Annotated in this window: 18 protein-coding genes and 1 tRNA gene; 13 read left to right on the top strand and 6 right to left on the bottom strand. The window is 71.8% G+C overall.

The features are described from left to right. Positions 1-323 precede the first annotated feature (323 nt). Together DEF28_RS15060 and pyk are read left to right on the top strand one after the other, a co-directional pair. Complete coding sequence (locus DEF28_RS15060; protein WP_114397353.1) at positions 324-890, top strand: type 1 glutamine amidotransferase domain-containing protein; 567 nt, start codon at positions 324-326, stop codon at positions 888-890. Positions 891-949: 59 nt separating this feature from the next. After that, on the top strand, positions 950-2380 hold the full coding sequence (gene pyk, locus DEF28_RS15055) for a pyruvate kinase (RefSeq protein WP_114397352.1): 1431 nt from the start codon (positions 950-952) through the stop codon (positions 2378-2380). Positions 2381-2559: 179 nt separating this feature from the next. Here the strand turns inward: pyk and DEF28_RS15050 are convergent, their stop codons facing one another. The 3 genes from DEF28_RS15050 to DEF28_RS15040 form a co-directional block, all read right to left on the bottom strand. Beyond that, positions 2560-3501, bottom strand: coding sequence for a DUF1266 domain-containing protein (locus tag DEF28_RS15050; protein WP_114397351.1), 942 nt, complete (start codon positions 3499-3501; stop codon positions 2560-2562). Positions 3502-3728: 227 nt separating this feature from the next. Continuing rightward, a complete protein-coding gene (locus tag DEF28_RS15045; RefSeq protein ID WP_114397350.1) occupies positions 3729-4535 on the bottom strand; it encodes a helix-turn-helix domain-containing protein in 807 nt (268 codons plus the stop codon). Positions 4536-4666: 131 nt separating this feature from the next. Continuing rightward, positions 4667-4740 (bottom strand) — tRNA-Leu (locus DEF28_RS15040). Positions 4741-4880: 140 nt separating this feature from the next. Here DEF28_RS15040 and DEF28_RS15035 point away from each other — a divergent pair. The 5 genes from DEF28_RS15035 (at position 4881) to DEF28_RS15015 (ending at position 10023) form a co-directional block, all read left to right on the top strand. Continuing rightward, positions 4881-5444, top strand: a complete 564-nt coding sequence (locus tag DEF28_RS15035; RefSeq protein WP_114397359.1) for an ANTAR domain-containing response regulator — start codon at positions 4881-4883, stop codon at positions 5442-5444. 323 nt (positions 5445-5767) lie between these two features. Continuing rightward, entirely contained in the window at positions 5768-7315 is a 1548-nt protein-coding gene (locus DEF28_RS15030; protein WP_181874266.1) for a branched-chain amino acid ABC transporter permease, read from the top strand. A gap of 8 nt (positions 7316-7323) precedes the next feature. Next, a complete protein-coding gene (locus DEF28_RS15025) occupies positions 7324-8310 on the top strand; it encodes a branched-chain amino acid ABC transporter permease (RefSeq protein ID WP_114397348.1) in 987 nt (328 codons plus the stop codon). Next, positions 8300-9181, top strand: a complete 882-nt coding sequence (locus tag DEF28_RS15020) for an ABC transporter ATP-binding protein (RefSeq protein ID WP_233515314.1) — start codon at positions 8300-8302, stop codon at positions 9179-9181. Before DEF28_RS15025 ends, DEF28_RS15020 begins: the two co-directional genes overlap by 11 nt. After that, positions 9178-10023 carry an ABC transporter ATP-binding protein gene (locus DEF28_RS15015; RefSeq protein ID WP_114397347.1) on the top strand — a complete coding sequence of 282 codons (846 nt, stop codon included), beginning with the start codon at positions 9178-9180 and terminating at the stop codon, positions 10021-10023. Before DEF28_RS15020 ends, DEF28_RS15015 begins: the two co-directional genes overlap by 4 nt. A gap of 970 nt (positions 10024-10993) precedes the next feature. Here the strand turns inward: DEF28_RS15015 and DEF28_RS15010 are convergent. The 3 genes from DEF28_RS15010 to DEF28_RS15000 all read right to left on the bottom strand — a co-directional run bounded on the left by DEF28_RS15010 (position 10994) and on the right by DEF28_RS15000 (position 13985). After that, on the bottom strand, positions 10994-12226 hold the full coding sequence (locus DEF28_RS15010; protein WP_114397346.1) for an ABC transporter substrate-binding protein: 1233 nt from the start codon (positions 12224-12226) through the stop codon (positions 10994-10996). A gap of 429 nt (positions 12227-12655) precedes the next feature. Continuing rightward, positions 12656-13501, bottom strand: coding sequence for a DUF554 domain-containing protein (locus DEF28_RS15005; protein ID WP_114397345.1), 846 nt, complete (start codon positions 13499-13501; stop codon positions 12656-12658). A 55-nt stretch (positions 13502-13556) separates the two neighbouring features. After that, positions 13557-13985 (bottom strand): hotdog fold thioesterase, encoded by a 429-nt coding sequence (locus tag DEF28_RS15000; RefSeq protein ID WP_114397344.1) that lies wholly within the window; start codon positions 13983-13985, stop codon positions 13557-13559. 121 nt (positions 13986-14106) lie between these two features. Between DEF28_RS15000 and polA the strand changes: the two genes are divergently transcribed. From polA to uvrB, 6 genes are all read left to right on the top strand, one after another. Beyond that, the gene (gene polA, locus DEF28_RS14995; RefSeq protein WP_233515313.1) at positions 14107-16881 is read left to right on the top strand and encodes a DNA polymerase I; all 2775 of its coding nucleotides are present in this window, start codon (positions 14107-14109) and stop codon (positions 16879-16881) included. 74 nt (positions 16882-16955) lie between these two features. Next, entirely contained in the window at positions 16956-17390 is a 435-nt protein-coding gene (arfB, locus tag DEF28_RS14990) for an alternative ribosome rescue aminoacyl-tRNA hydrolase ArfB (RefSeq protein WP_114397342.1), read from the top strand. A 438-nt stretch (positions 17391-17828) separates the two neighbouring features. Further along, positions 17829-19313: a 30S ribosomal protein S1 gene (gene rpsA / locus DEF28_RS14985; RefSeq protein ID WP_114397341.1), complete on the top strand. Its 1485-nt coding sequence runs from the start codon at positions 17829-17831 to the stop codon at positions 19311-19313. 89 nt (positions 19314-19402) lie between these two features. Continuing rightward, positions 19403-19903 carry a GNAT family N-acetyltransferase gene (locus DEF28_RS14980; protein WP_114397340.1) on the top strand — a complete coding sequence of 167 codons (501 nt, stop codon included), beginning with the start codon at positions 19403-19405 and terminating at the stop codon, positions 19901-19903. 42 nt (positions 19904-19945) lie between these two features. After that, positions 19946-20560 (top strand): dephospho-CoA kinase, encoded by a 615-nt coding sequence (gene coaE / locus DEF28_RS14975; RefSeq protein WP_181874265.1) that lies wholly within the window; start codon positions 19946-19948, stop codon positions 20558-20560. Positions 20561-20650: 90 nt separating this feature from the next. Further along, complete coding sequence (gene uvrB, locus DEF28_RS14970; RefSeq protein ID WP_114397338.1) at positions 20651-22759, top strand: excinuclease ABC subunit UvrB; 2109 nt, start codon at positions 20651-20653, stop codon at positions 22757-22759. Positions 22760-22828: the final 69 nt, after the last annotated feature.

Raw genomic sequence — 22828 nt, 5'->3', positions numbered from 1 at the left:
GGCTCGGAGATGTGTATAAGAGACAGCCGCGGTCCCGGGCCCGCGGTCCCCGGCCGCTCCGCGCCGGAACCTGGGCCGCGGTGTCCCCGACCCCGCTCCGCCGCCGGATGCCCCAGAAGCCCCGGGGCACCCCGCCACCCGCCCTGGCGCGCGACGCGCGGCAGCGCCGCCCAGCGCGGCGCCACCACCTCCGCGTCCGCCACGGCCGCCCTGCGCGACCGGCGACCGGACGAGTAACCGGCCGCGCTTCGGGCAGGGGGCCCACCGGGGCCGACCGCCCCGCGCAACGGCCACAGCGCCGCCACCGACGAAGGAGGACACCCATGGCCACCGACATCAGCGGCCGGACCATCGCCTTCCTCGCCGCACCCGAGGGAACCGAGCAGATCGAACTCACCGACCCCTGGGACAAGGTCCGCGCCGCCGGCGGCCGGCCGCGGCTCATCTCCACCGCGGCGGGAACCATCCAGGGCTTCAACCACCTCGACCGCGCCGACACCTTCACCGTCGACGCCACCGTCGACCAGGTCGCCGCCACGGACTTCGCCGGACTCCTCCTGCCCGGAGGCGTCGCCAACCCCGACTTCCTGCGCACCCGGCCCGCCGCCGTCGCGTTCGTCCGCGCCTTCTTCGAAGCCGGGCTGCCCGTCGCCGCGATCTGCCACGCGCCGTGGACCATCGTCGAGGCCGACCAGGTCCGCGGCCGGACCCTCACGTCCTACCCGAGCCTGCGGACCGACATCACCAACGCCGGCGGCGCCTGGGTGGACGAGAAGGTGGTCGTCGACACCTCCGGCCCCGCCACCCTCGTGACCAGCCGTACACCCGATGACCTGCCCGCCTTCACCGAGGCCGCTCTCGCCGCGTTCGCCGGGACGCCAGCTCCCTGACGCCTACTCGCAACCTGGTTTAGACCACTGCACAGCTGGGACGTTCTAGAGTGTGTACTGTGACACGTCGAGCAAAAATCGTCGCGACCCTCGGCCCAGCCACATCGAGCCCGGAGAGCATCCGCGCGCTCGTCGACGCCGGGCTGGACGTAGCGCGACTCAACCTCAGCCACGGAACACACGAGAACCACCACGCCAGCTATACCAACGTGCGGGCGGCGGCGGCAGCGAGCGGCCGGAGCGTGGGCATCCTCGCCGACCTCCAGGGGCCCAAGATCCGGTTGGGCACCTTCGCCGACGGCCCCGTCGACCTGCACCCCGGCGACGAGTTCACCGTCACCATCGAGGACGTCCCCGGTGACCGGCACTCCGTCTCCACCACCTACAAGGGACTGCCCGGCGACGTCCGCCCCGGTGACCGCGTCCTCATCGACGACGGCCGCGTCGTCCTCGAATGCGTCAAGGCCACCAGCACCGACGTCCACACCCGCGTCCTCATCGGCGGCACCGTCTCCAACCACAAGGGACTCAACCTCCCCGGCGTCTCCGTCAGCGTCCCCGCCCTCACCACCAAGGACGAGGAGGACCTGCGCTGGGCCCTCGCCGAGGGCGTCGACATGATCGCGCTGTCGTTCGTGCGCAGCCCCGCCGACGCCGACGAGGTCCACCGCATCATGGACGAGGTCGGCGTCCGCCTCCCGCTCATCGCCAAGATCGAGAAGCCGCAGGCCGTCGAGCGCCTGCAGGACATCATCGAGGTCTTCGACGGCGTCATGGTCGCCCGCGGCGACCTCGGCGTCGAACTGCCCCTCGAGAACGTCCCCATGGTGCAGAAGCGGGCCGTCGAGCGCTGCCGCGACAAGGCCAAGCCGGTCATCGTCGCCACCCAGATGCTCGAATCCATGATCAGCGCCCCCCGGCCCACCCGCGCCGAGGCCTCCGACGTGGCCAACGCCGTCCTCGACGGTGCCGACGCCGTCATGCTCTCCGGCGAGACCAGCGTCGGGCAGTACCCCGTCGAGACCGTCCAGACCATGGCCCGCATCGTGGCCGCCGCCGAGCAGGAGTCGCTGCGCGCCTCCCACATCCTCAACCGGGTCCCCGAGACCACCGGCGGATCCATCGCCCGCGCCGCCGCCGAGGTGGGCGCCACCGTCGGCGCCAAGGCACTCGTCGCCTTCACCATGACCGGCGAGACCGCGCGCCGCCTCGCCCGGTACCGGTCGCCCATCCCGCTGCTGGCCTTCACCACCCAGGACTCCACCCGGGCGCAGCTCTCCCTGACCTGGGGCGTCGAGACCCACTGCGTGCCCTGGGTCGACCACACCGACGAGATGGTGCGCCAGGTCGAGAGCGAACTCCTCGACATGGGGCGCTACCAGAAGGGCGACAAGGTCGTCATCGTCGCCGGCAGCCCGCCCGGCACCCCCGGGTCCACCAACTCGCTGCGGGTACACCGCCTCGGCGACGCCATCGCCCACGGCAAGTGACACCACCGGCCGACTCCCCGGGACGGCGCTCGGCGCCACCCCGGGAGCCGGCCACCGGAGGCCCGGACCGCCTGGCGGACCGCACCCGCCGCCGACCCCGGAGCTCCGGACGCGCGGCCGGAGGGCGGGCAGCGCCCGCACGCCTCCCGACCAGGCGCCCCCCTGGCAGGCCGCCCTGCCTAGTGGGACTGCGCGTGCGGCACGCCGTGCTCGTGGGTGACCCGCTCCAACGGCATGTCCCACGGCAGCAGCCCCCACGGGCTCGCCGGATCCGAGGTCAGCAGCCCGAGTGCCGTCCACACCCGGTCCGGACCAGCGTCCGCCGCGCCGCCCCCGCGCCACAGCAGGTACCCGGCGTGGAACGCCTCCGCCCACTGCTGCCAGCTCGCGTAGCGGCGCTGCAGATCGGTGGCGATCCGCCGCAGCAGGCTCTGCGCCTCGACCGGGCTCAACCAGTCGAGCGTGGCCGCACCGCAGGCCAGCCGCACCAGGTGCACCGACGCCCACCACTGGTACGCGCCGATGACGACCGTCTCCGTGGTGCGGTCCGCGCCGGTGATCTCCCGCATCCGCTCGATCTGCTCGGCCGACAGGGTGACCGTCCGGTCGGGGCCGCCGCCCCGGTCCCGGCTGCGCGCCGTACCCGTGCGCAGGTCCACCAGCAGGTCGGCGTCCTCCCCGGAGTGCAGCTCGTCCCACAGCCGGTCCACCGTCGCCAGCAGCGAGGCGCGGTCGACGATGCCCCACTCCAGCTCGAACACCTTCCGGTACCGGCGGCGCAGCTGCGGACGGGTGACGACGTCCCACGGCTCCGCCAGCGCCACCCGGAACGGAGCGGCCACCGCGGCCGCCCAGCGCTCGGTGCTCAGCGGTGCGTCGGGGAACTTGGTACGCAGCGTGGGCGCCTCGCGCGCCCCGATGACGAGCTCCGCGAACGCCGCCGCCGACAGCGCCGCGATGGGGAGCAGCGCCCACCCCGCCTGGCCGCAGGCCACGAGCAGGACGATCAGCCCGGCGACGGGCGTGCAGAACCACGGCTGCCGACGCTTCGAAGCCCAGGACACGACGGCCCAGGCCACGATCGCCAGACCCCCGAGGACCCCGGCCACCGCGGTGAACACCCGACCCTCCCCTTCTCGCAGGGCGTGGTTCGCCGACAGGTGTAGACCACCGCGTCGCGAAACCCGCTACACTCCCACTTCTCAGGATCAGGGACCGGCCGCACCGTCGGCCACGAAACCCACGGGTTGTGTTCAGGTTGTGGCCGTGATGTGACCAGGTCAGGTCATTGTCACAGGACAGATGGCGACAAACACCGATATCGCGGGCTGATCTGGCCGGAGAAGATTCAGTGTTTCGGCCCGATGAAAGAGTCGAGGAGCGCCACCGAGCGCTTCTCGGCGACGGAGATGACACCGGCGGGCTGGTGGGAGTCGCTGGCCGGCTTCTTCCAGCGGATCCGCCACTCGACACCGAGCCGGTCCAGCGTATCGCCCATCAGGTCCAGGATGTCCCTGGACGTGTTGGTGAAGAAGTAGCGCGGGTACTCGTAGTGCTTCCACGTTCCCGCTACCTGGCGGCGCACACGGTTGGTGACCCGGCAGCCGTCGGAATGGAAGAGTCCACGTACGAGGGGCTGAGGGTGGCGGTCCACGATGTCCCGCTGCCAGGGTGCGAGCTCGATCGGGCGGACATGCTTGGGGCCTGGTCCGTGCTGCGGGAAGTAGCAGGGCCAGTGCTTCCAGCGCGCGACGACCTCGCAGCAGCCCGGCTTCGCGATGGTGCCGATCTGGTGCCCTGGGAGGACGGCTTCGAGGGTGCTGACACATTCTTGGACGAGTCCTGGCCAGGCGTCCGCGCAGATGATGCGCAAGGCCCAGACACCCTTCTCGCGGTTGCCGGCGTGACTGATGCACCCGTCGCCGAGATAGAGGCCGAGGAGATAGCTGTAGCGGATCTGGGGTTCCGGAAGTCGGGAGATGGGTTCGCAGCGAACGCACGAGCCGAGGTTCTGATATTTCTCGATCAGGTCCCGGTGCAGGAACCATTCGCGCAAGGTGCTCCGATTAATGCCGGTACGCCGGGCGACCGCAGAGTAGGAGAGTCCGGAGTCAAGCAGCTGGACCGCTGAGCGACGAACATGCGGAAGGTACACGTGTTCGATTATGGCGTGAGGTGCGCAGGGGAGGGGGGTGATCAGGCGAAGTGGACTCTTTGGTCGGTGCGCTCATCAAGAAAAATAGAGCCATCGAATGATGGCTCTATTGTTTGGAATTGGTGGACTTGTACCCCGAGTGGGATTCGAACCCACACTTTATGGATTTTGAATCCATCGTCTCTACCTATTGGACTATCGGGGCATTTTGGACATTTGGCGGCGTGTCGTCCCGTTGAGCGCTTAGGGGCGTCGCCAGTCCTCGTGTCTCTGTTGGCGCAGGCGATGCCCACCATCGTAGCGGATCTAGGTACGCTCTTGTTCGTGACGCAGACGCAGAGCCGCGTGGTCATCGCGGAAGACGAGGCCCTGATCCGCCTGGACCTCAAGGAGATGCTTGAGGAGGACGGCTATGCCGTCGTGGGGGAGGCCGGTGACGGCGAGACCGCTGTGCGGCTCGCGACCGAGCTGAAACCCGACCTCGTCATCCTCGACATCAAGATGCCGGTGCTCGACGGCATCTCCGCGGCCGAGCGGATCGCGGGGGAGCGGATCGCGCCCGTCGTCATCCTCACCGCGTTCTCGCAGCGCGAGCTGGTGGAGCGCGCCCGCGACGCGGGCGCCATGGCCTACCTCGTGAAGCCGTTCAACAAGGCCGACCTCGTGCCGGCGATCGAGATGGCGGTCAGCCGCTACGCCGAGCTGGCCGCGCTGGAGGCCGAGGTCAGCGGGCTGACCGAGCGGCTGGAGACCCGCAAGCTGGTCGAACGCGCCAAGGGGCTGCTGCAGAGCAGGCACGGCCTGAGCGAGCCCGAGGCGTTCCGGTGGATCCAGAAGAACTCCATGGACCGCCGGCTCACCATGCGCAAGGTCGCGGAGACCGTCATCGAGACGCTCACCGAGGAGTAGTGAACGCGCCGCGGGTGCGCGTCCGCCCGCGCCGCTGACCGCCGCCGTCCGGTCCGTGTCGTCGCTTCCGGTTATCGGGGCCCCACCAAACGTGGTGGGGCCCCGCTTTTCGTTGCGCGTACCGGCGGCGTCAACGGGCGGGGTGTTCCGATTCGGTCACGGACCTGCACGAACCCATGACGGTTGCATCACGTCCTTTAAGCGGTACTGAAGGGCAGCGCTAAACCGGGCTAAACTCGCGCCAACTTGGAACAAAACCCCCGGCTTCGGGCATCTCCGCCCGGAACCGACACCCTCAGATCTCTGATGCGCAAGGAGCGCGCGTGCGCAGACGCCTCGTGACTGTGCTGCTCGCCGTGATCGCCGCCATCCTGGCGGTCCCGGCCATGGCAGTGGCAGACGATCAGAGCGGTGAGAACCTCAACGGTCAGATCCGCATCCCGGAAACCGTCGAAGGCATCGACATCACGGTCTTCCAGGGTGACGAGGAGATCGGCGCGGTGACCACCGGCTCTGACGGAAGTTGGGAAGTGGAGTTGCCCGGACCGGGCGACTACCGCGTCGTCCTGGACCAGGAGTCCGTGCCCGACGAGTTCGTCGTCGACGAGTCCCCAGGGGCGGAGATCGAGGTCTCCGTGCGCCCCGGCCAGCAGCGGACCGTCATCTTCCGGCTGGCACCGCCCGGCCAGGAGGAGGCGGAGGCGTCGCCGAGCGAGTCCGCGGACTCCGGCGGCGGCGCCGACGCGGAGGCTGACGGCGGCGGGGAGGAAGGCGTCACGACGGCGCCCGGCGTCAGCGCCGGCACCCCGTTCGGCACGAAGGTCGTCCAGCTCGCCGTGGCCGGTCTGATCTTCGGCCTCATCATCGCGATCTCGGCCATCGGGCTGTCGCTGATCTTCGGCACCACCAAGATGATCAACTTCGCCCACGGTGACCTGGTCACCTTCGGCGCGGTCATGGCGATGCTGTTCAGCACCGGCGCCGGCGGGTTCGGCAACTCGCTGCTGGTCTTGCTGGTCGCGGGGCTGCTCGCGGCCGGAGCGGGATCGCTGCTGTCCGGGCGTGCCCCCCGGCCGGTGCCGGCGGTGGTCGCGGCGGTGATCGCGCTCGTCGGCGTGGCGGCCTCCACCGTGGTGGGCATCCAGGGTGAGGCGCTGGACTGGGAGGTCCCGCTGGCGGGGGCCGCGCTGGTCGCCGTCCTCATGGGCGCGGCGTTCGGGGCCGGCCTGGAGCGCTACGTCTGGCGCCCGCTGCGCAATCGCAATGTCGCGCTGATCCAGATGTTCATCGTCTCCATCGGCATCTCGCTGATGCTGCGGCACATCCTGCTGGTCGCCTTCGGCGGGACCCGGCAGCGCTACGACGAGTTCCAGCTGCAGGAGATGTGGCGGCTGGGGCCGATCGCCATCACGCCGCGGGACCTGTCCATCGTGGGCCTGTCGGTGCTGGTGCTGGTCCTGGTGGCGTGCATGCTGCAGTTCACCCGGATCGGCAAGGCGATGCGGGCGGTCGCGGACAACCGCGACCTGGCGGAGTCGTCGGGGATCGACGTCAACCGGGTGACCCTCTACGTGTGGTCGCTGGGCGGCGGCCTGTCGGCGCTGGGCGGCGTGTTCTACGGCCTGAACCAGACCGTGTACTGGCAGATGGGCTTCCACCTGCTGCTGCTGATGTTCGCCGCGGTGACGCTGGGCGGTCTGGGCACCGCCTACGGCGCGATGGTGGGCGGTCTGGTGATCGGGTTGGTGGCGCAGCTGTCCACCCTCTGGTTCCCGTCGCAGCTGATGAACGCGTGGGCGCTGGCGATCATGATCGTGGTGTTGTTGGTCCGGCCGCAGGGCATCCTGGGCCGTCGTGAGCGGGTCGGGTAGGAGACGCGATGGACTTCCTCTACATCCTGGCCACCGCCATCGAGACAGCGATCGGGCCGATCGCGGCCGTCTACGCGCTCGCGGCCATCGGCCTGAACCTGCACTTCGGCTACACCGGCCTGCTGAACTTCGGCCAAGTGGGCTTCATGCTGGTGGGCGGCTACGGCGTCGCCGTCAGCGTGTCGACGTTCGGGCTGCCCCTGTGGGCGGGTGTGCTCGCGAGTATCGGCTGCGCGGTGCTGCTGGCGCTGCTGCTCGGCATCCCGACGCTGCGGCTGCGCGCCGACTACCTGTCGATCTGCACGATCGCGGTGGCCGAGGTCGCGCGGCTGGTGTACCGGGCGGAGTTCGCGCGCGACGTCACCGGCGGCGTGTACGGCCTGCAGGGCTTCGCCTCGGCCTTCTACGACGCGAACCCGTTCCCGCGCGGGGACTACGGCATCGGCGACATCTCGTTCTCGGCCCGCGACCTGTGGATGATGATCGCGGCGTGGGGCCTGGTGCTGGTCGCGTCGGTCGTGATGTGGCTGCTGATCCACAGCCCGTGGGGCCGGGTGATCAAGGGCATCCGCGAGGACGAGGAGGCGGTGCGCAGCCTCGGCAAGAACGTCTTCGCCTACAAGATGCAGAGCCTGGTGCTGGGCGGTGTGTTCGGGGCGCTCGCCGGCGCGCTGATCGCGGTGAACCAGCAGACCATCACCCCCGACCAGTTCATGCCGCAGGTCACGTTCTACCTGTGGGCGATGCTGCTGCTCGGCGGCGCGGGGCGGACGCTCGGTCCGGTGCTCGGCGCGGTGGTCATGTGGTTCCTGCTGACCGTGTTCGACGAGACGCTGCGGTCGCTGGCCGCCACCGGGGTCCTCCCGTTCCTCCAGGGCTCGGACGTGGGCGCGCTGCGGCACGCGATGGTCGGGTTGGCGCTGCTGCTGCTGATCGTCTTCCGGCCGCAGGGAATCATCGGCAACCGCAAGGAGATGCTGGTCAATGTCAAGTGACGCGACGGAGGTCACGGCCGGCGGTCCGGCGCCGGTGGACCGGATGGCCGGTGTCGCCGCGACTCCGGGGGTGGCCAAGCCGGACCCGATCCTGAAGGCGCACGGGGTGCGCCGCTCGTTCGGCGGCCTCACGGCGGTCGACGTGGAGCACCTGGAGGTGCAGCGGGGCACGATCACCGCGCTGATCGGCCCGAACGGCGCGGGTAAGTCGACGCTGTTCAACCTGCTCACCGGCTTCGACCGGGTGGACGCGGGGGAGTGGTCGTTCGAGGGCCGCCGGCTGAACGGGCTGGGCGGCCACCGGGTCGCGCGCAGCGGCATGGTGCGCACGTTCCAGCTGACGAAGGCGCTGACCCGCCTCACCGTGCTGGACAACATGCTGCTGGCGGCGCAGGGACAGCTCGGGGAGCGCGTGTGGGGCGCGTTCCTGCGCTCCGGGTGGCGGGGGCAGGAGCGCGCGAACATCGAGCGCGCCGAGCAGCTGCTGGAGCGGTTCAAACTGCTGGACAAGCGCCATGAGATGGCGGGTAACCTGTCGGGCGGGCAGCGCAAGCTGCTGGAGATGGCGCGCTCGCTGATGGTGGACCCGTCGATGGTGATGCTGGATGAGCCGATGGCGGGGGTGAACCCGGCCCTGGTGCAGTCGCTGCTGGGGCACATCACCGCGCTGCGCGACGACGGTATGACGGTGCTGTTCGTCGAGCACGACATGGACGTGATCATGGGCATCAGCGACTGGATCGTGGTGCTGGCGCAGGGGCAGGTCATCGCCGAGGGGCGGCCGGAGGACATCCGGGCCGACCAGCGGGTGGTGGACGCCTACCTCGGGGCGCAGCACGGTGAGCCGGCGGACGCGGAGGAGGGGCGATGAGCGGGAGCGCGGAGGACGGCGCGAGCGGGGTGCCGCGGACCGCGGAGGAGGCGGCCGCGGTGCAGCAGGCGCGCGAGGAGGTGCTGGAGCACGCGGCGGCCGTGGAGGTCGCCGATCCCGACGCCCACCTGCTGGTGGCCGACGAGCTGGTCGCGGGCTACGTGCCGGGTGTGAACATCCTGAACGGGTGCACGCTCACGCTCACCGAGGGCGAGGTCGTGGCGATCATCGGGCCGAACGGCGCGGGCAAGTCCACCCTGATCAAGACGATCTTCGGGCTGATCCCGGTGCGGTCGGGCGGGCTGGTGCTGCGCGGCGAGAGCATCGCGAACCGGCCGGCGCACGAACTCGTCTCGCGCGGGGTGGGCTACGTGCCGCAGACCCGCAACGTGTTCCCGACGCTGACAGTGGAGGAGAACCTGGAGATGGGCGCGTACCTGCGCCCGAAGCGGTTCGCCGAGCGGTTCGCGGCGGTGGCGGAGCTGTTCCCGCTGCTGGCACAGCGGCGCCGCCAGAAGGCGGGCGCGCTGTCCGGTGGTGAGCGGCAGATGGTGGCCATGGGCCGGGCGCTCATGATGGAGCCGTCGGTGCTGCTGCTGGACGAGCCCACGGCGGGGCTGTCGCCGATCTACCAGGACGAGGTCTTCCAGCGGGTCAAGCAGATCAACTCCACGGGTGTGTCCGTGATCATGGTGGAGCAGAACGCGCGGCGCTGCCTGCAGATCTGCGACCGCGGCTACGTGCTGGACCAGGGGCGCAACGCCTACACGGGCACGGGCGCCGAGCTGCTGCACGACCCGAACGTGATCGAGCTGTACCTGGGGACGCTCGCGAAGGCGTGAGCCGCGGCGGGCGCGAGCCCCCGGGGCGCGACCGGGGAGCCCGGGCGCGCCGGGTCTACGGTGGCGGGTCGCCCGTTGCCGCGTTCGCATGGCCGCCCGGTCGGAGTCCTTCCGGCCGGGCGGCTCTCGTGCGTCCGGGTCCCGTACGCCGCGAGCGCCGGGCGGGGCTGCCACGACCGCCGCGGGGGCGTCCCGCGCGTCCGGGCTGGTGGCGTGCGGGCCACCCCGTAACCGGGACGCCCATCCGGGGCCGGAGGCGGGTGCCGGTGGTGCCGCGTTCGGGCCGGTGCGGTGCGGGGCCAGGCTCCGTGGGACGGCACCGGCGCCTCGGAGAGCCGGCCCGAGGCCTGTCGGCTTCTCGGCGGGCGGGCGAGTGCTGGAGCGGGAGACGGGCGCGGACGCGCCGCGGGCGCCGCGGACGCGCGCCGGCGCTGGACGGGCGGGCCGGTGCCCGCCCTGGATGCGGCCGGACCGCTCGCCCATGTCGTGCCGCCTGGGCGCAGTCGGCTCTGCGGGGAGGCTGGCCACCGCGCGGGTCAGGCTTCCGGGGCCCGCGGGTTGGCGCGGCTCGTCGGCGTGCGCAGCTGGGTGCCGCGGCCGCCCTTCGGACGCCGTACCGTGCGGTGGCCCGCGCGTCTCTCCCGCCCCGGGCCTCTGGGGGCGGGCCGGTCAGGGGGTCCGGCGCGCGGACGTGACCGCGCCGGGAGGGCCGCGATGCGCGATGCCGCGACCGCGCCGAGCATCGGAGCCGGGCTGGCGGCGAGGACGTAGGCGGCAGCGGGCGGGCGGGCGCCGCGCGGGAGCGGGCGGCGCCGGGCCGCCGGGTGCCGCACCGGACCGGGCGGGGGCCTCGCGGTCGGGGCCCGGCTCCGCGCGGCCCGGGGGCGGTTTCCGTCCGGGGACGCGCGCGGGCCCCGGACCGGGTCAGTCCGGGGCCCGCGTGGGGAGGCCGTATCCGCTGGGGGCGCGGTTACGGCGTGGTCTGCACGAAGTCGAGTGCGGAGTGCGCGCCCTCGTCGTCGTAGCCGTAGATCATGATGGAGGCCACGCTGACGTCGCCGTTCTCGTCGAAGTCCAGCGGGCCGCTGGCGCCCTGGTAGTCGATGGTCTGGCCGTCGGCGAGCAGGTCGCGGCACTCGGCGAACCCGCTGCACTCCTGGTCGCCGGAGGTGATGGCGGTCATGTCCTCGACGAAGACGGCCGGGTCGGTGCTGCCTGCGGACTCGGCGGCCAGCGCGATGGCGATGGCGCAGTCGTAGACCTGCGGCGCGTACTGGAAGACCTCGAGTTCGGGGTCGAACTCGGTGATGCCCTCCTCGAACTCGGGGTTGTCCACGCCGGGCGCGGTGCCCTTGAACCCGGAGACGGTGCCGAGGTCGTTGGGGTCGACCTTCTCGGCGAGCGTCTCGTCGTTCATGCCGTCGGCGCTGTACATCTGGTCGGCGCCGATCCCGGACTCGATGAGCCCGGTCATGACCTGCACGCCCTCTTCGAAGGAGACGAGGACGACGGCGTCCGGCTCGGCGTTGGAGATGGCCTGGACCACGGCGTCGAAGTTGGTGCCGTTGGGGTCGTAGCTCTCCTGGGCGACGACCGAGGCGCCGCTGGCCTCCAGCGCCTCGGCGGTGGCGTTGCCGAGGCCCTCGCCGTAGTCGTCGGCGCGGTAGGCGATCGCGACGTCCTGGTGGCCGTCGCCGACGATGGTCTCGGCGAGCACCGGACCCTGGAGCAGGTCGCTGGGGGCGGTGCGGAAGTAGTAGCCGCCGTCGTCGTAGGTGCTGAGGTTGGGGGCGGTGTTGGAGCCGGAGCACTGGACGACCTCGGCGTCGGTGATCCGGTCGATGATGGCCATGGTCATGCCGGACGCGGCGGCGCCGAGGACGGCGTCGACGTCCTGGCCGATGAGGCGGTCGGCGGCGTCGCCGGCCTGGGCGGCGTCGCCGGCCTCGTCACCGGTGAGGACCTCGGGGAGCTCCTGTCCGAGGACGCCGCCGGCGTCGTTGATCTCCTGGAGGGCGTAGCGGGCCGCGGTGATCTGCGGTGGGCCGAGGAAGGAGAGGTCGCCGGTCTCGGGGAAGATGTAGCCGAACTGAAGGGGGTCGCCCTCCCCGCCGCCTCCGCCGCCGTCGCTGCCGCAGGCGGTCAATCCGAGGGCCAGGGCCGCGGCCATGGCCGTGAGGCTGAGGGCCTTCTTGCTGGGCATTCAGGACTCTCCGTTCAACCGGCGTCACACGTGTCTGATCACCTGCACGCCCGGGCCGTCGGACTCGACGGCTCCGCTTAACTGAGGGCGTTAGCGGAGCTTAAACACGGCCGGTCCGATTCAGGAAGATAGTGCGGAATGTCGGTGCCGACTCGGGTTCAGGCTGTTATGCGCCCGTAGTCATCGCCGACAACGGAAGCCCAGTTCAACGCGGTTCCGCACGCACGGTCGTACCGGAATCGCGCTGAGTCGCCGCGGAGGCGCGGCGCCGATTCCCGGCCGCCGGGGACGCGGACGGCCGGGACGCCGAGAGGAGCGGATCCAGGACGGTCCGGCCGGCCGGGGGCCGCCGCCGAAGGCCGCGCTCCGGGAACCCGCCGGACCGCGCCGGCGCCGCGCGGGGCTGCCCGGAGCGGTGCCGTGCGCCGGCTAGAGCGCCGCCGCCACGGCGGTGAGCACCGGCGCGACGAACAGCGCCGGGAGCATGTCGGCGACCGGCACCGAGCGGATCCGCAGCAGCCGCAGGCCGACCCCCACCAGGAGCAGCCCGCCCGTCGCGGTGAGCGCGGCGACGTGCGCCTCGGGAAGGAAGCTGCCCAGGACGACCCCCAGCACGGTGAACGCCCCCTGGTAGACCAGCACCGGACCGGCGGAGGCCATCACCCCGACCCCGAGCGCCGCCGCGAACGCGACGGCCGCGAAACCGTCGAGGGCGGCCTTGAGCGCGAGCTGGTCGATGCCGTTGCCCAGGCCGTCGCTGATCGCGCCCAGGATGGCCAGCGGACCGACCACGAACACCAGCGAGGAGCTGACGAAGCCCTCGACGAACCGCTGCTGCGCCCCGCTCCCGGCGGCCGGCGGGACCGGCTCCGCACCGGAGGGCTCCGCCCCGGACGGCTCCGCGCCCGCGGCGTCCGGGGCGCCGGAGGACGCCACCGGCTGCGGCGCGGGCGCCGGGGCGCGGGTGAGGAGGCGGCGCAGGAACTCGCCTAGCTGCTCCAGCCGCGCCTCCACCCGCAGCAGCGACCCCGCGATGCCGCCGATGAGCAGTGAGCCGAGCACGATCAGCGTGGGCGCCGCCGACCCGGTGGCCGCGGTCAGCGCCGGATCGAGCACGCTCGCCGCGCTCAGCGCGGCGGTCAGCAGCACCACGAGGCCGAGCGCGTCGGTCACCACCTGGCGGGTGCGGTCCGGCAGCCGGCCCCCCAGCGCCATGCCGACGGCCGCGCCGGCGACGATGGCGGCGACATTGATGAGCGTGCCGAGTCCCGGCATCGAATGGCTCCCCGATTCGTCCGTGGTCGTGTGCGGCCGTGCGCTCCGGCCGCTGCTACCCGCGGCCGGGCGCGTCGCGGAGCATGCAGGTCAGCCGCGAGGTGCAGACCCGGCGTCCGGCGTCGTCGGTGATGACGATGTCCCAGGTCGCCAGCGAGCGCCCCAGGTGCACCGGCGTGGCCGTGCCCGTGATGAAGCCCTCGGTGGCCGACCGGTGGTGGGTGGCGTTGATCTCGATGCCCACCGCGATGCGCCCCGGCCCGGCGTGGACGGCCGATCCCACCGACCCCAGCGTCTCGGCGAGCACGCAGGAGGCGCCGCCGTGCAGCAGCCCGTAGGGCTGGGTGTTGCCCTCGACCGGCATCCGGCCGACGACGCGCTCCGCCGACGCCTCCAGGACCTCCAGGCCCATCCGGGTGCCCAGGGCGCCCGCGGGGGCGGGGCTGCCCATGATCTCGGCCAGCCGGTCGGCGTCCAGCGTCATCGCGCACCTCTCTCGTCTGCGGCCCGCCGCCGGTGGTCGGCGGCGGCGGACCCCGCCCGCGGGGAGCCCGCCCGGGCGGAGTCCTGCGACAAAGTCCGAACCGCATCCTAGGATTCCTGGTGTGGTGAAGACACAGGTGACCCCCGAGCAGACCAGTCCCTCCGAGTCCGGTGCGGCCGCCGCGGCCGGCGCCCCGGATGCAGCGCGCCGCCTGCTGCTGCTCGACGGCCACTCCATGGCCTTCCGCGCGTTCTTCGCGCTGCCGGTGGAGAAGTTCGGCACCAGCACCGGGCAGTCCACCAACGCCGTGTACGGCTTCACCTCGATGCTGGTCAAACTGCTGCGCGAGGAGCAGCCCACGCACATCGCCGTGGCGTGGGACCGCTCGGAGCCGACGTTCCGCCACGAGGCCTACGACGACTACAAGGCCGGCCGGTCGGAGACCCCGCCGGAGTTCCCGGGCCAGGTCGGACTGCTCCAGGAGCTGCTCGGGCTGATCGGCGTCGCCAGCCTCTCGGTGGCCGGCTACGAGGCCGACGACATCATCGCGACCCTCGCCACCCAGGGCTGCGCCCGCGGCATGGAGGTGCTGATCGCCTCCGGCGACCGCGACGCCTTCCAGCTCGTCACCGACCAGTGCACCGTGCTGTACCCGGGCAAGAGCCTGTCCGACCTCACCCGGATGACGCCGGACGCGGTCGAGGCGAAGTACGGGGTCGCGCCGGAGCGCTACCGCGACCTCGCGGCCCTGGTGGGTGAGAAGTCCGACAACCTGCCGGGCGTGCCGGGCGTGGGCCCGAAGACCGCCGCGAAGTGGATCACCAAGTACGGCTCCCTCGACGCGCTCATCGCCCGGGTGGACGAGGTCACCGGCAAGGCCGGCCAGAACCTCCGGGACCACCTCGACGACGTGCTGCGCAACCAGCGCCTCAACATCCTGTCGACCGACGTCGAGATCGGCGCGGCGGTCGACGACCTCACGATGGACGGCTGGGACCGCGCCGGCGTGAACGCGCTGTTCGACAACCTGGAGTTCGCCGGGACGCTGCGGGACCGGCTGTTCTCCGTGCTCGGCGACACCGAGCCGGGGGCCGAGGCGGCCGCCGAGGAGGGCTTCTCCGTCGACCTGACCGCCCCCGGCACCGGGGAGCTCGCCGGCTGGCTGGCCTCGCACGCCACGACGAACGCCCGCGCCGGCCTGGCCGTCGCCGGCAGCTGGGGGCGCGGCACCGGCGAGCTCACCGGCCTCGCCATCGCGGTCGCGGCCGGCCCCGCCGTCTACCTCGACCCCGCGCTCCTGGACGCCTCCGACGAGGCGGCGCTCGCCGGCTGGCTGGCCGACCCCGACCACCCCAAGGCCCTGCACGACGCCAAGGGGCCGCTGCTCGGCCTGGAGGCGCGCGGCTGGACCCTGGCGGGCCTGACCAGTGACACCGCGCTGGCGGCGTACCTGGCGCTGCCGGGCCAGCGCAAGTTCGACCTCGCCGACCTGTGCACGCGCTACCTCAACAAGGAGCTGCGCGAGGAGGGCGGCGGCTCCGACCAGCTCACCCTGGACATCGCCGGTGACGGCGACGCCGAGGCCGCCGTGCGGGAGGAGCTGGCGCTGCGCGCCCGGGCCACCCTGGAGCTCGCGGCGGCGCTCGACGCCGACCTCGCCCGGCGCGGTGCCACCCGGCTGCTGCACGAGGTGGAGCTGCCGCTCGTCCGGGTCCTCGCCGACATGGAGCGCACCGGCATCGCCGCCGACCGCGGCTACCTCGACGGCCTGGAGGACGAGTTCGCCGCGGCGGTGCGCCAGGCGGTCGCCGAGGCGCACCGGGTGGTCGGCCGGGAGTTCAACCTGGGCTCGCCCAAGCAACTGCAGCAGATCCTGTTCACCGAGCTGGACCTGCCCAAGACCAAGCGCATCAAGACCGGCTACACGACCGACGCCGACGCCCTCGCCTGGCTGGCGGCCCGCACCGACAACGAGCTGCCGGTCATCCTGCTCCGGCACCGCGACCAGACGAAGCTGCGCACGACCGTCGAGGGGCTGGTCAAGACGATCGCCGACGACGGCCGCATCCACACCACCTTCAACCAGACGGTGGCGGCCACCGGGCGGCTCAGCTCCACCGACCCCAACCTGCAGAACATCCCGGTGCGCACCGACGCCGGGCGGCGGATCCGGCGCGCGTTCGTGGTCGGGGACGGCTACGACCACCTGCTCACCGCCGACTACAGCCAGATCGAGCTGCGCATCATGGCGCACCTGTCCGAGGACGCCTCGCTGATCGAGGCGTTCGAGACCGGCCACGACTTCCACGCCGAGATCGCCGCGCGGGTGTTCGGGATCCCGGCCGGCGAGGTCGGCGGCGAGGCCCGCGCCCGTATCAAGGCCATGAACTACGGTCTGGCGTACGGGCTGAGCGCGTTCGGCCTGTCCGGGCAGCTCGGCATCACGCCGGAGGAGGCGCGCGGCCTCATGGACGACTACTTCGCGCAGTTCGGCCGGGTGCGCGACTACCTGCACGAGGTGGTGGAGCGGGCCCGCCGCGAGGGCTACACGGAAACCATGCTCGGCCGCCGCCGCTACCTGCCGGACCTCACGAGCGACAACCGGCAGCGCCGCGAGATGGCCGAGCGGATGGCCCTCAACGCCCCCATCCAGGGGTCGGCGGCCGACATCATCAAGGTGGCCATGCTGGACGTCGCCGCGGCGCTGCGCGACGGGGGGCACACCTCGCGGCTGCTGCTGCAGGTCCACGACGAGCTCGTGCTGGAGGTCGTCGGCGAGGAGCTGGAGGCGGTGCGCAAGCTGGTGTCGGAGTGCATGGCGAGCGCCTACGACCTCCGGGTGCCGCTGGCCGTCTCGGTGGGGGTCGGCCGCAACTGGCATGACGCGGCACACTGAGGCCGGTGGTGCCGCGTGCTCCGCGCGCGCGTACCATGATGCCGACGGCGCCATGAGGTGAGGGGGGCGAGGACATGAGCGGACGTGCACGCGACTCCCGCCGCGTCCTCGTCGACATCCCCGAGGACGAGCTGGGGTGGCGGTTCTCCAGGTCCGGCGGGCCGGGCGGGCAGCACGTCAACACCACCGACACCCGGGTCTCGCTCAGCTTCGACGTCGCCGCGTCCTCGGCGCTGCGCCCGGAGCAGCGGGAGCGCGCCCTGCGGCGGCTGGCCGGCCGGCTGGTCGGCGGAGTGCTCACCGTCACGGTGCGGGAGCACCGCTCCCAGGCCCGCAACCGCGACCTGGCCCGGCGCCGCCTGGCCGAGCTCGTGTCCGAGGCGGCCGAACCCGGCCCCCGGACGCGGCGGCCGACCCGGCCCACCCGCGCCTCCCGCGAACGCCGGCTCACGGCCAAGCGGCGGCGCTCCGACGTCAAGCGAACCCGATCCCGAAACGCCGACGACTGACCGCCGCGCGCCGGGATCCGCGCAGGTGGCGGAGGTCCCCGGACTCGGCTCACCCACCCCCCGCAGGCCCGACGCACCTTGGAGGGGCGACGGCGACACAGCACCACGAAGTGATCGTAAGATGTGACGAAAACGGGGTAAGCCCGTTTCGGGATACCGCTTCCGATTGACCACAGCGCCCGTGTCTCATATTCTGGCCGGAGCGTTGTGGATTCGCGTGCGCACTCGGCCCCGGACTCCCGCGCGGTGTGACAGCTAGCTCGCACACCTCGTGAGGGCCTCGGAGGACGTGCGGGCACGGCGGTCGGCCGCCTCTTCGGAGGCGGGTCCGGGCAGCTGCCCGGACCGGCGCCCCGGCAACGGGGAGCGGCCCGAACCGTTTGACTCCACGGCGTGCCTAACTTTCAGCCATTGTCCGCATCCGGAGTCCACCCACACATGACGAGCAGCACCGAGGCCACCTCGACACCGAAGGTAGCGGTCAACGACATCGGTTCCGAGGAAGCCTTCCTCGCGGCGATCGACGAGACCATCAAGTACTTCAACGACGGTGACATTGTCGAGGGCACCATCGTGAAGGTCGATCGAGACGAGGTCTTGCTCGACATCGGCTACAAGACCGAAGGCGTTATCCCCTCGCGGGAGCTCTCGATCAAGCACGACGTCGACCCGGGCGAGGTCGTCTCCGTCGGCGACCACGTCGAGGCCCTGGTCCTCCAGAAGGAGGACAAGGAAGGGCGGCTCATCCTGTCCAAGAAGCGCGCCCAGTACGAGCGCGCCTGGGGCACGATCGAGAAGATCAAGGAAGAGGACGGCGTCGTCACCGGTACGGTGATCGAGGTCGTCAAGGGCGGTCTGATCCTCGACATCGGGCTGCGCGGCTTCCTCCCCGCCTCGCTGGTCGAGATGCGCCGGGTGCGCGACCTCCAGCCCTACGTCGGCCGCGAGCTCGAAGCCAAGATCATCGAGCTGGACAAGAACCGCAACAACGTGGTGCTGTCCCGCCGTGCCTGGCTGGAGCAGACGCAGTCCGAGGTCCGCCAGACCTTCCTCAACACCCTCCAGAAGGGCCAGATCCGCAAGGGCGTCGTCTCCTCGATCGTCAACTTCGGTGCGTTCGTGGACCTCGGCGGCGTCGACGGCCTGGTGCACGTCTCGGAGCTGTCCTGGAAGCACATCGACCACCCCAGCGAGGTCGTCGAGGTGGGCCAGGAGGTCACGGTCGAGGTCCTCGACGTCGACATGGAGCGCGAGCGCGTCTCCCTGTCGCTGAAGGCCACGCAGGAAGACCCGTGGCAGCAGTTCGCCCGCACCCACCAGATCGGGCAGGTCGTCCCGGGCAAGGTCACCAAGCTGGTGCCGTTCGGCGCGTTCGTCCGCGTCGAGGAGGGCATCGAGGGCCTGGTGCACATCTCCGAGCTGGCGGAGCGCCACGTGGAGATCCCGGAGCAGGTCGTCCAGGTCGGTACCGAGATCTTCGTCAAGATCATCGACATCGACCTCGACCGCCGCCGCATCAGCCTCTCGCTGAAGCAGGCCAACGAGAGCGTCTCGCCGGACCAGGTGGAGTTCGACCCCACCCTCTACGGCATGGCGGCCGAGTACGACGAGCAGGGGAACTACAAGTACCCCGAGGGCTTCGACCCGGAGAGCGGCGAGTGGCTCGAGGGCTTCGAGACCCAGCGCGACGAGTGGGAGCGGCAGTACGCTCTCGCCCAGGCCCGCTTCGAGGCGCACCGCAAGCAGGTCGAGGAGGCCCAGGCCGCCGAGGCCGAGGCCGCCACTGAGGCCCCGTTCGAGAGCGAGCCCGCGTCGAGCGGCGGATCCAGCAGTGGTTCCTCCGGCGGCAACAACGGTGCTCTCGCCTCCGACGAGGCGCTGGCCGCGCTGCGTGAGAAGCTGGCCGGCGGCGGCGACAGTTAGTCGCCACCGGCGCGTCCGGGCGTGACGCCCGCGCGAATCACCGAGGGCCGCTCCCCATCTGGGGGGCGGCCCTTCGCTATGCTGCCGCCATGGTCGCCCCAGCCCCCGCCGTCGCCATCGAGCCGGCCACCGCCGCCGACGTCGGCGAGATCTGGACCCTGCAGCGCGCCGCCTACGTGACGGAGGCGCAGGGCTACGGCGATCCCTACATCGCGCCGCTCACCGAGACCGCGGCGCAGATCCGCGCCGCCCTGGGCGGCGGCCCGCTGCTCAAGGCCGTCGCCGGCCGCCGCATCGTCGGCGCGGTCCGCGGCCGCAGCACCGGCCCCACCTTCCTGGTCAACCGCCTCGCGGTGGCCCCCGACCGCCAGGGCGAGGGCATCGGCCGTGCCCTGCTGCTCGCCATCGAGGCCCACGCCCGCGCGGCGTACCCCGACCTGGAGGCGTTCGCGCTGTTCACCGGGCACAGCAGCGACGGCAACCTGCGGCTGTACCGGAGGCTCGGCTACACCGAGACCTCCCGCGAACGCGTGGCCGAGCACCTCACGTTCGTCCACCTCCGCAAACCCGCCCGGGAGCCGGTGCGTTAGCCCGTCCCCGCCCCGTCTCCGGCGTTCCGTAAGATCGGCGGCATGCTACGTGTGGGACTCACCGGCGGGATCGGATCGGGCAAGACCGAGGTGGCGCGGCGGCTGGCGGAGCGCGGGGCGGTGGTGATCGACGCCGACCGGCTGGCCCGCGAGGTGGTCGAGCCGGGGACCGCCGGGCTGGCCGCGGTCGTCGCGGAGTTCGGCGCGGACGTCCTGGCCCCCGACGGCCGGCTGGACCGGGCCCGGCTGGGGGAGATCGTGTTCGCCGACGCCGACCGGCTGGCCCGGCTGAACGCGATCGTGCACCCCCGGGTGGCCGAGCGCACCGCGGAGCTCATGGCCGCCGCCCCCGAGGACGCGATCGTGGTGTACGACGTGCCGCTGCTGGTGGAGAACGACCTCGGGCGGGAGTACGACGTGGTCGTGGTCGTGGACGCCCCCGACGACCTGCGGGTCGGCCGGGTGGTCGCCAACCGGGGCATGGGCGAGGAGCAGGCGCGGGCCCGGATCCGGGCGCAGGCGTCCCGGGAGGAGCGGTTGGCGGCCGCCGACGTGGTGGTGGACAACTCGGGCACGGTGGCCGACCTGGACGCCCGGGTCGCCGAGGTGTGGGCGGGGCTCGCGGCGCGGGCGGGGGCCGGCTCGTCGGCCTCCTGACCGGGCCGGGCGGCCGTCCGCCGCTGTCGGTGTCCGGATATACGGTGGAAGGAGACCAGGGGGCAGGGCCGCAGGGGGAGATGAGACGACGTGCGTCCGGTGACCGACATCCAGCGCAGAGTGGCGCCGTTCGAGGTGGTCTCCGAGATGACCCCGGCGGGCGACCAGCCGGCGGCCATCGCGGAGTTGACGCGGCGGGTCAACGCCGGCGCGAAGGACACGGTGCTGCTGGGCGCCACCGGGACCGGCAAGACCGCCACCGTGGCGTGGCTGGTCGAGCAGGTGCAGCGCCCCACGCTGGTGATGCAGCCGAACAAGACGCTCGCGGCGCAGTTCGCCAACGAGCTGAGGGAGATGCTGCCCAACAACGCCGTCGAGTACTTCGTCTCCTACTACGACTACTACCAGCCCGAGGCCTACGTCCCGCAGACCGACACCTACATCGAGAAGGACTCCTCGATCAACGACGAGGTGGAGCGGCTGCGGCACTCGGCGACCAACTCGCTGCTGACCCGGCGCGACACCATCGTCGTCGCCTCGGTGTCGTGCATCTACGGCCTGGGCACGCCGCAGGAGTACGTCGACCGCATGGCCACCGTGAAGGTGGGCATGGAGGTGGACCGCGACGACCTGCTGCGCCGGCTCGTCGAGATGCAGTACACCCGCAACGACGTCGCGTTCACCCGGGGCACCTTCCGGGTGCGCGGGGACACCATCGAGATCATCCCGGTCTACGAGGAGCTCGCCGTCCGGATCGAGATGTTCGGTGACGAGATCGAGCGGCTGTGCACCCTGCACCCGCTCACCGGCGAGGTGGTCGGCGAGGACGAGGAGCTGTACATCTTCCCGGCGTCGCACTACGTGGCGGGCCCGGAGCGGATGGAGCGGGCCATCGCCGACATCGAGACCGAGCTGGGGGAGCGCCTCACCGAGCTGGAGAACCGCGGCAGCCTGCTGGAGGCGCAGCGGCTGCGCATGCGCACCACCTACGACCTGGAGATGCTGCGCCAGGTCGGCATGTGCTCGGGCATCGAGAACTACTCGCGGCACTTCGACGGGCGGGCCCCGGGCAGCGCGCCCAACACGCTGCTGGACTACTTCCCGGAGGACTTCCTGCTGGTCGTCGACGAGTCGCACGTGACCGTGCCGCAGATCGGCGGCATGTACGAGGGCGACGCCTCGCGGAAGCGCACGCTGGTGGACCACGGGTTCCGGCTGCCCTCGGCGCTGGACAACCGGCCGCTGAGGTGGGAGGAGTTCGTCAAGCGCATCGGGCAGACCGTGTACCTGTCGGCCACGCCCGGGCCCTACGAGCTGCGGCAGAGCGGCGGCGACGTGGTCGAGCAGGTGATCCGCCCCACCGGCCTGGTCGACCCGGAGGTGCTGGTCAAGCCCACCCAGGGCCAGATCGACGACCTGGTGCACGAGATCCGGGTGCGCGCCGAGCGCGACGAGCGCGTGCTGGTGACCACGCTCACCAAGAAGATGGCCGAGGACCTCACCGACTACCTCACGGAGCTCGGTATCCGGGTGCGCTACCTGCACAGCGAGGTCGACACGCTGCGCCGGGTGGAGCTGCTCCGCGAGCTGCGGGTGGGGGAGTTCGACGTGCTGGTCGGCATCAACCTGCTGCGGGAGGGGCTGGACCTGCCCGAGGTGTCGCTGGTGGCGATCCTGGACGCCGACAAGGAGGGCTTCCTGCGGTCGGAGACGTCCCTGATCCAGACGATCGGCCGGGCGGCGCGCAACGTGGCCGGGCAGGTGCACATGTACGCCGACGAGGTGACGGAGTCCATGCGCCGGGCCATCGACGAGACCAACCGGCGCCGGGCCAAGCAGCTCGCCTACAACGCTGAGCACGGGATCGACCCGCAGCCGCTGCGCAAGAAGATCGCCGACATCCTCGACTCGCTGGCCCGGGAGGACGCTGACACCGAGACGCTGATCGGCGGCGCGGCCCGGCAGGTCAGCCGCGGCAAGGCGCCGGTCCCCGGCCTGTCCTCGCAGGCGGCCGGCCAGCGCTCCGCCGACATCGCGGGCATGCCCCGGGCCGAGCTGGCCGATCTCATCGACCAGCTCACCCAGCAGATGCACCAGGCGGCGGCGGACCTGCAGTTCGAGCTCGCGGCGCGGCTGCGCGACGAGGTCAAGGAGCTCAAGCGGGAGCTGCGCGGGATGGACGCGGCCGGGGTCTCCTGACGCACGACCGAGGACGCGCCGCGCAGCCCTGCGCGGGTTGGCGCGGCGCGGTCCGAGCGTCACCGCATG

This window comes from Marinitenerispora sediminis (genome assembly GCF_003336425.1).
GTDB lineage: Bacteria > Actinomycetota > Actinomycetes > Streptosporangiales > Streptosporangiaceae > Marinitenerispora > Marinitenerispora sediminis.
This window is presented reverse-complemented; position numbering and strand designations above follow the sequence as displayed.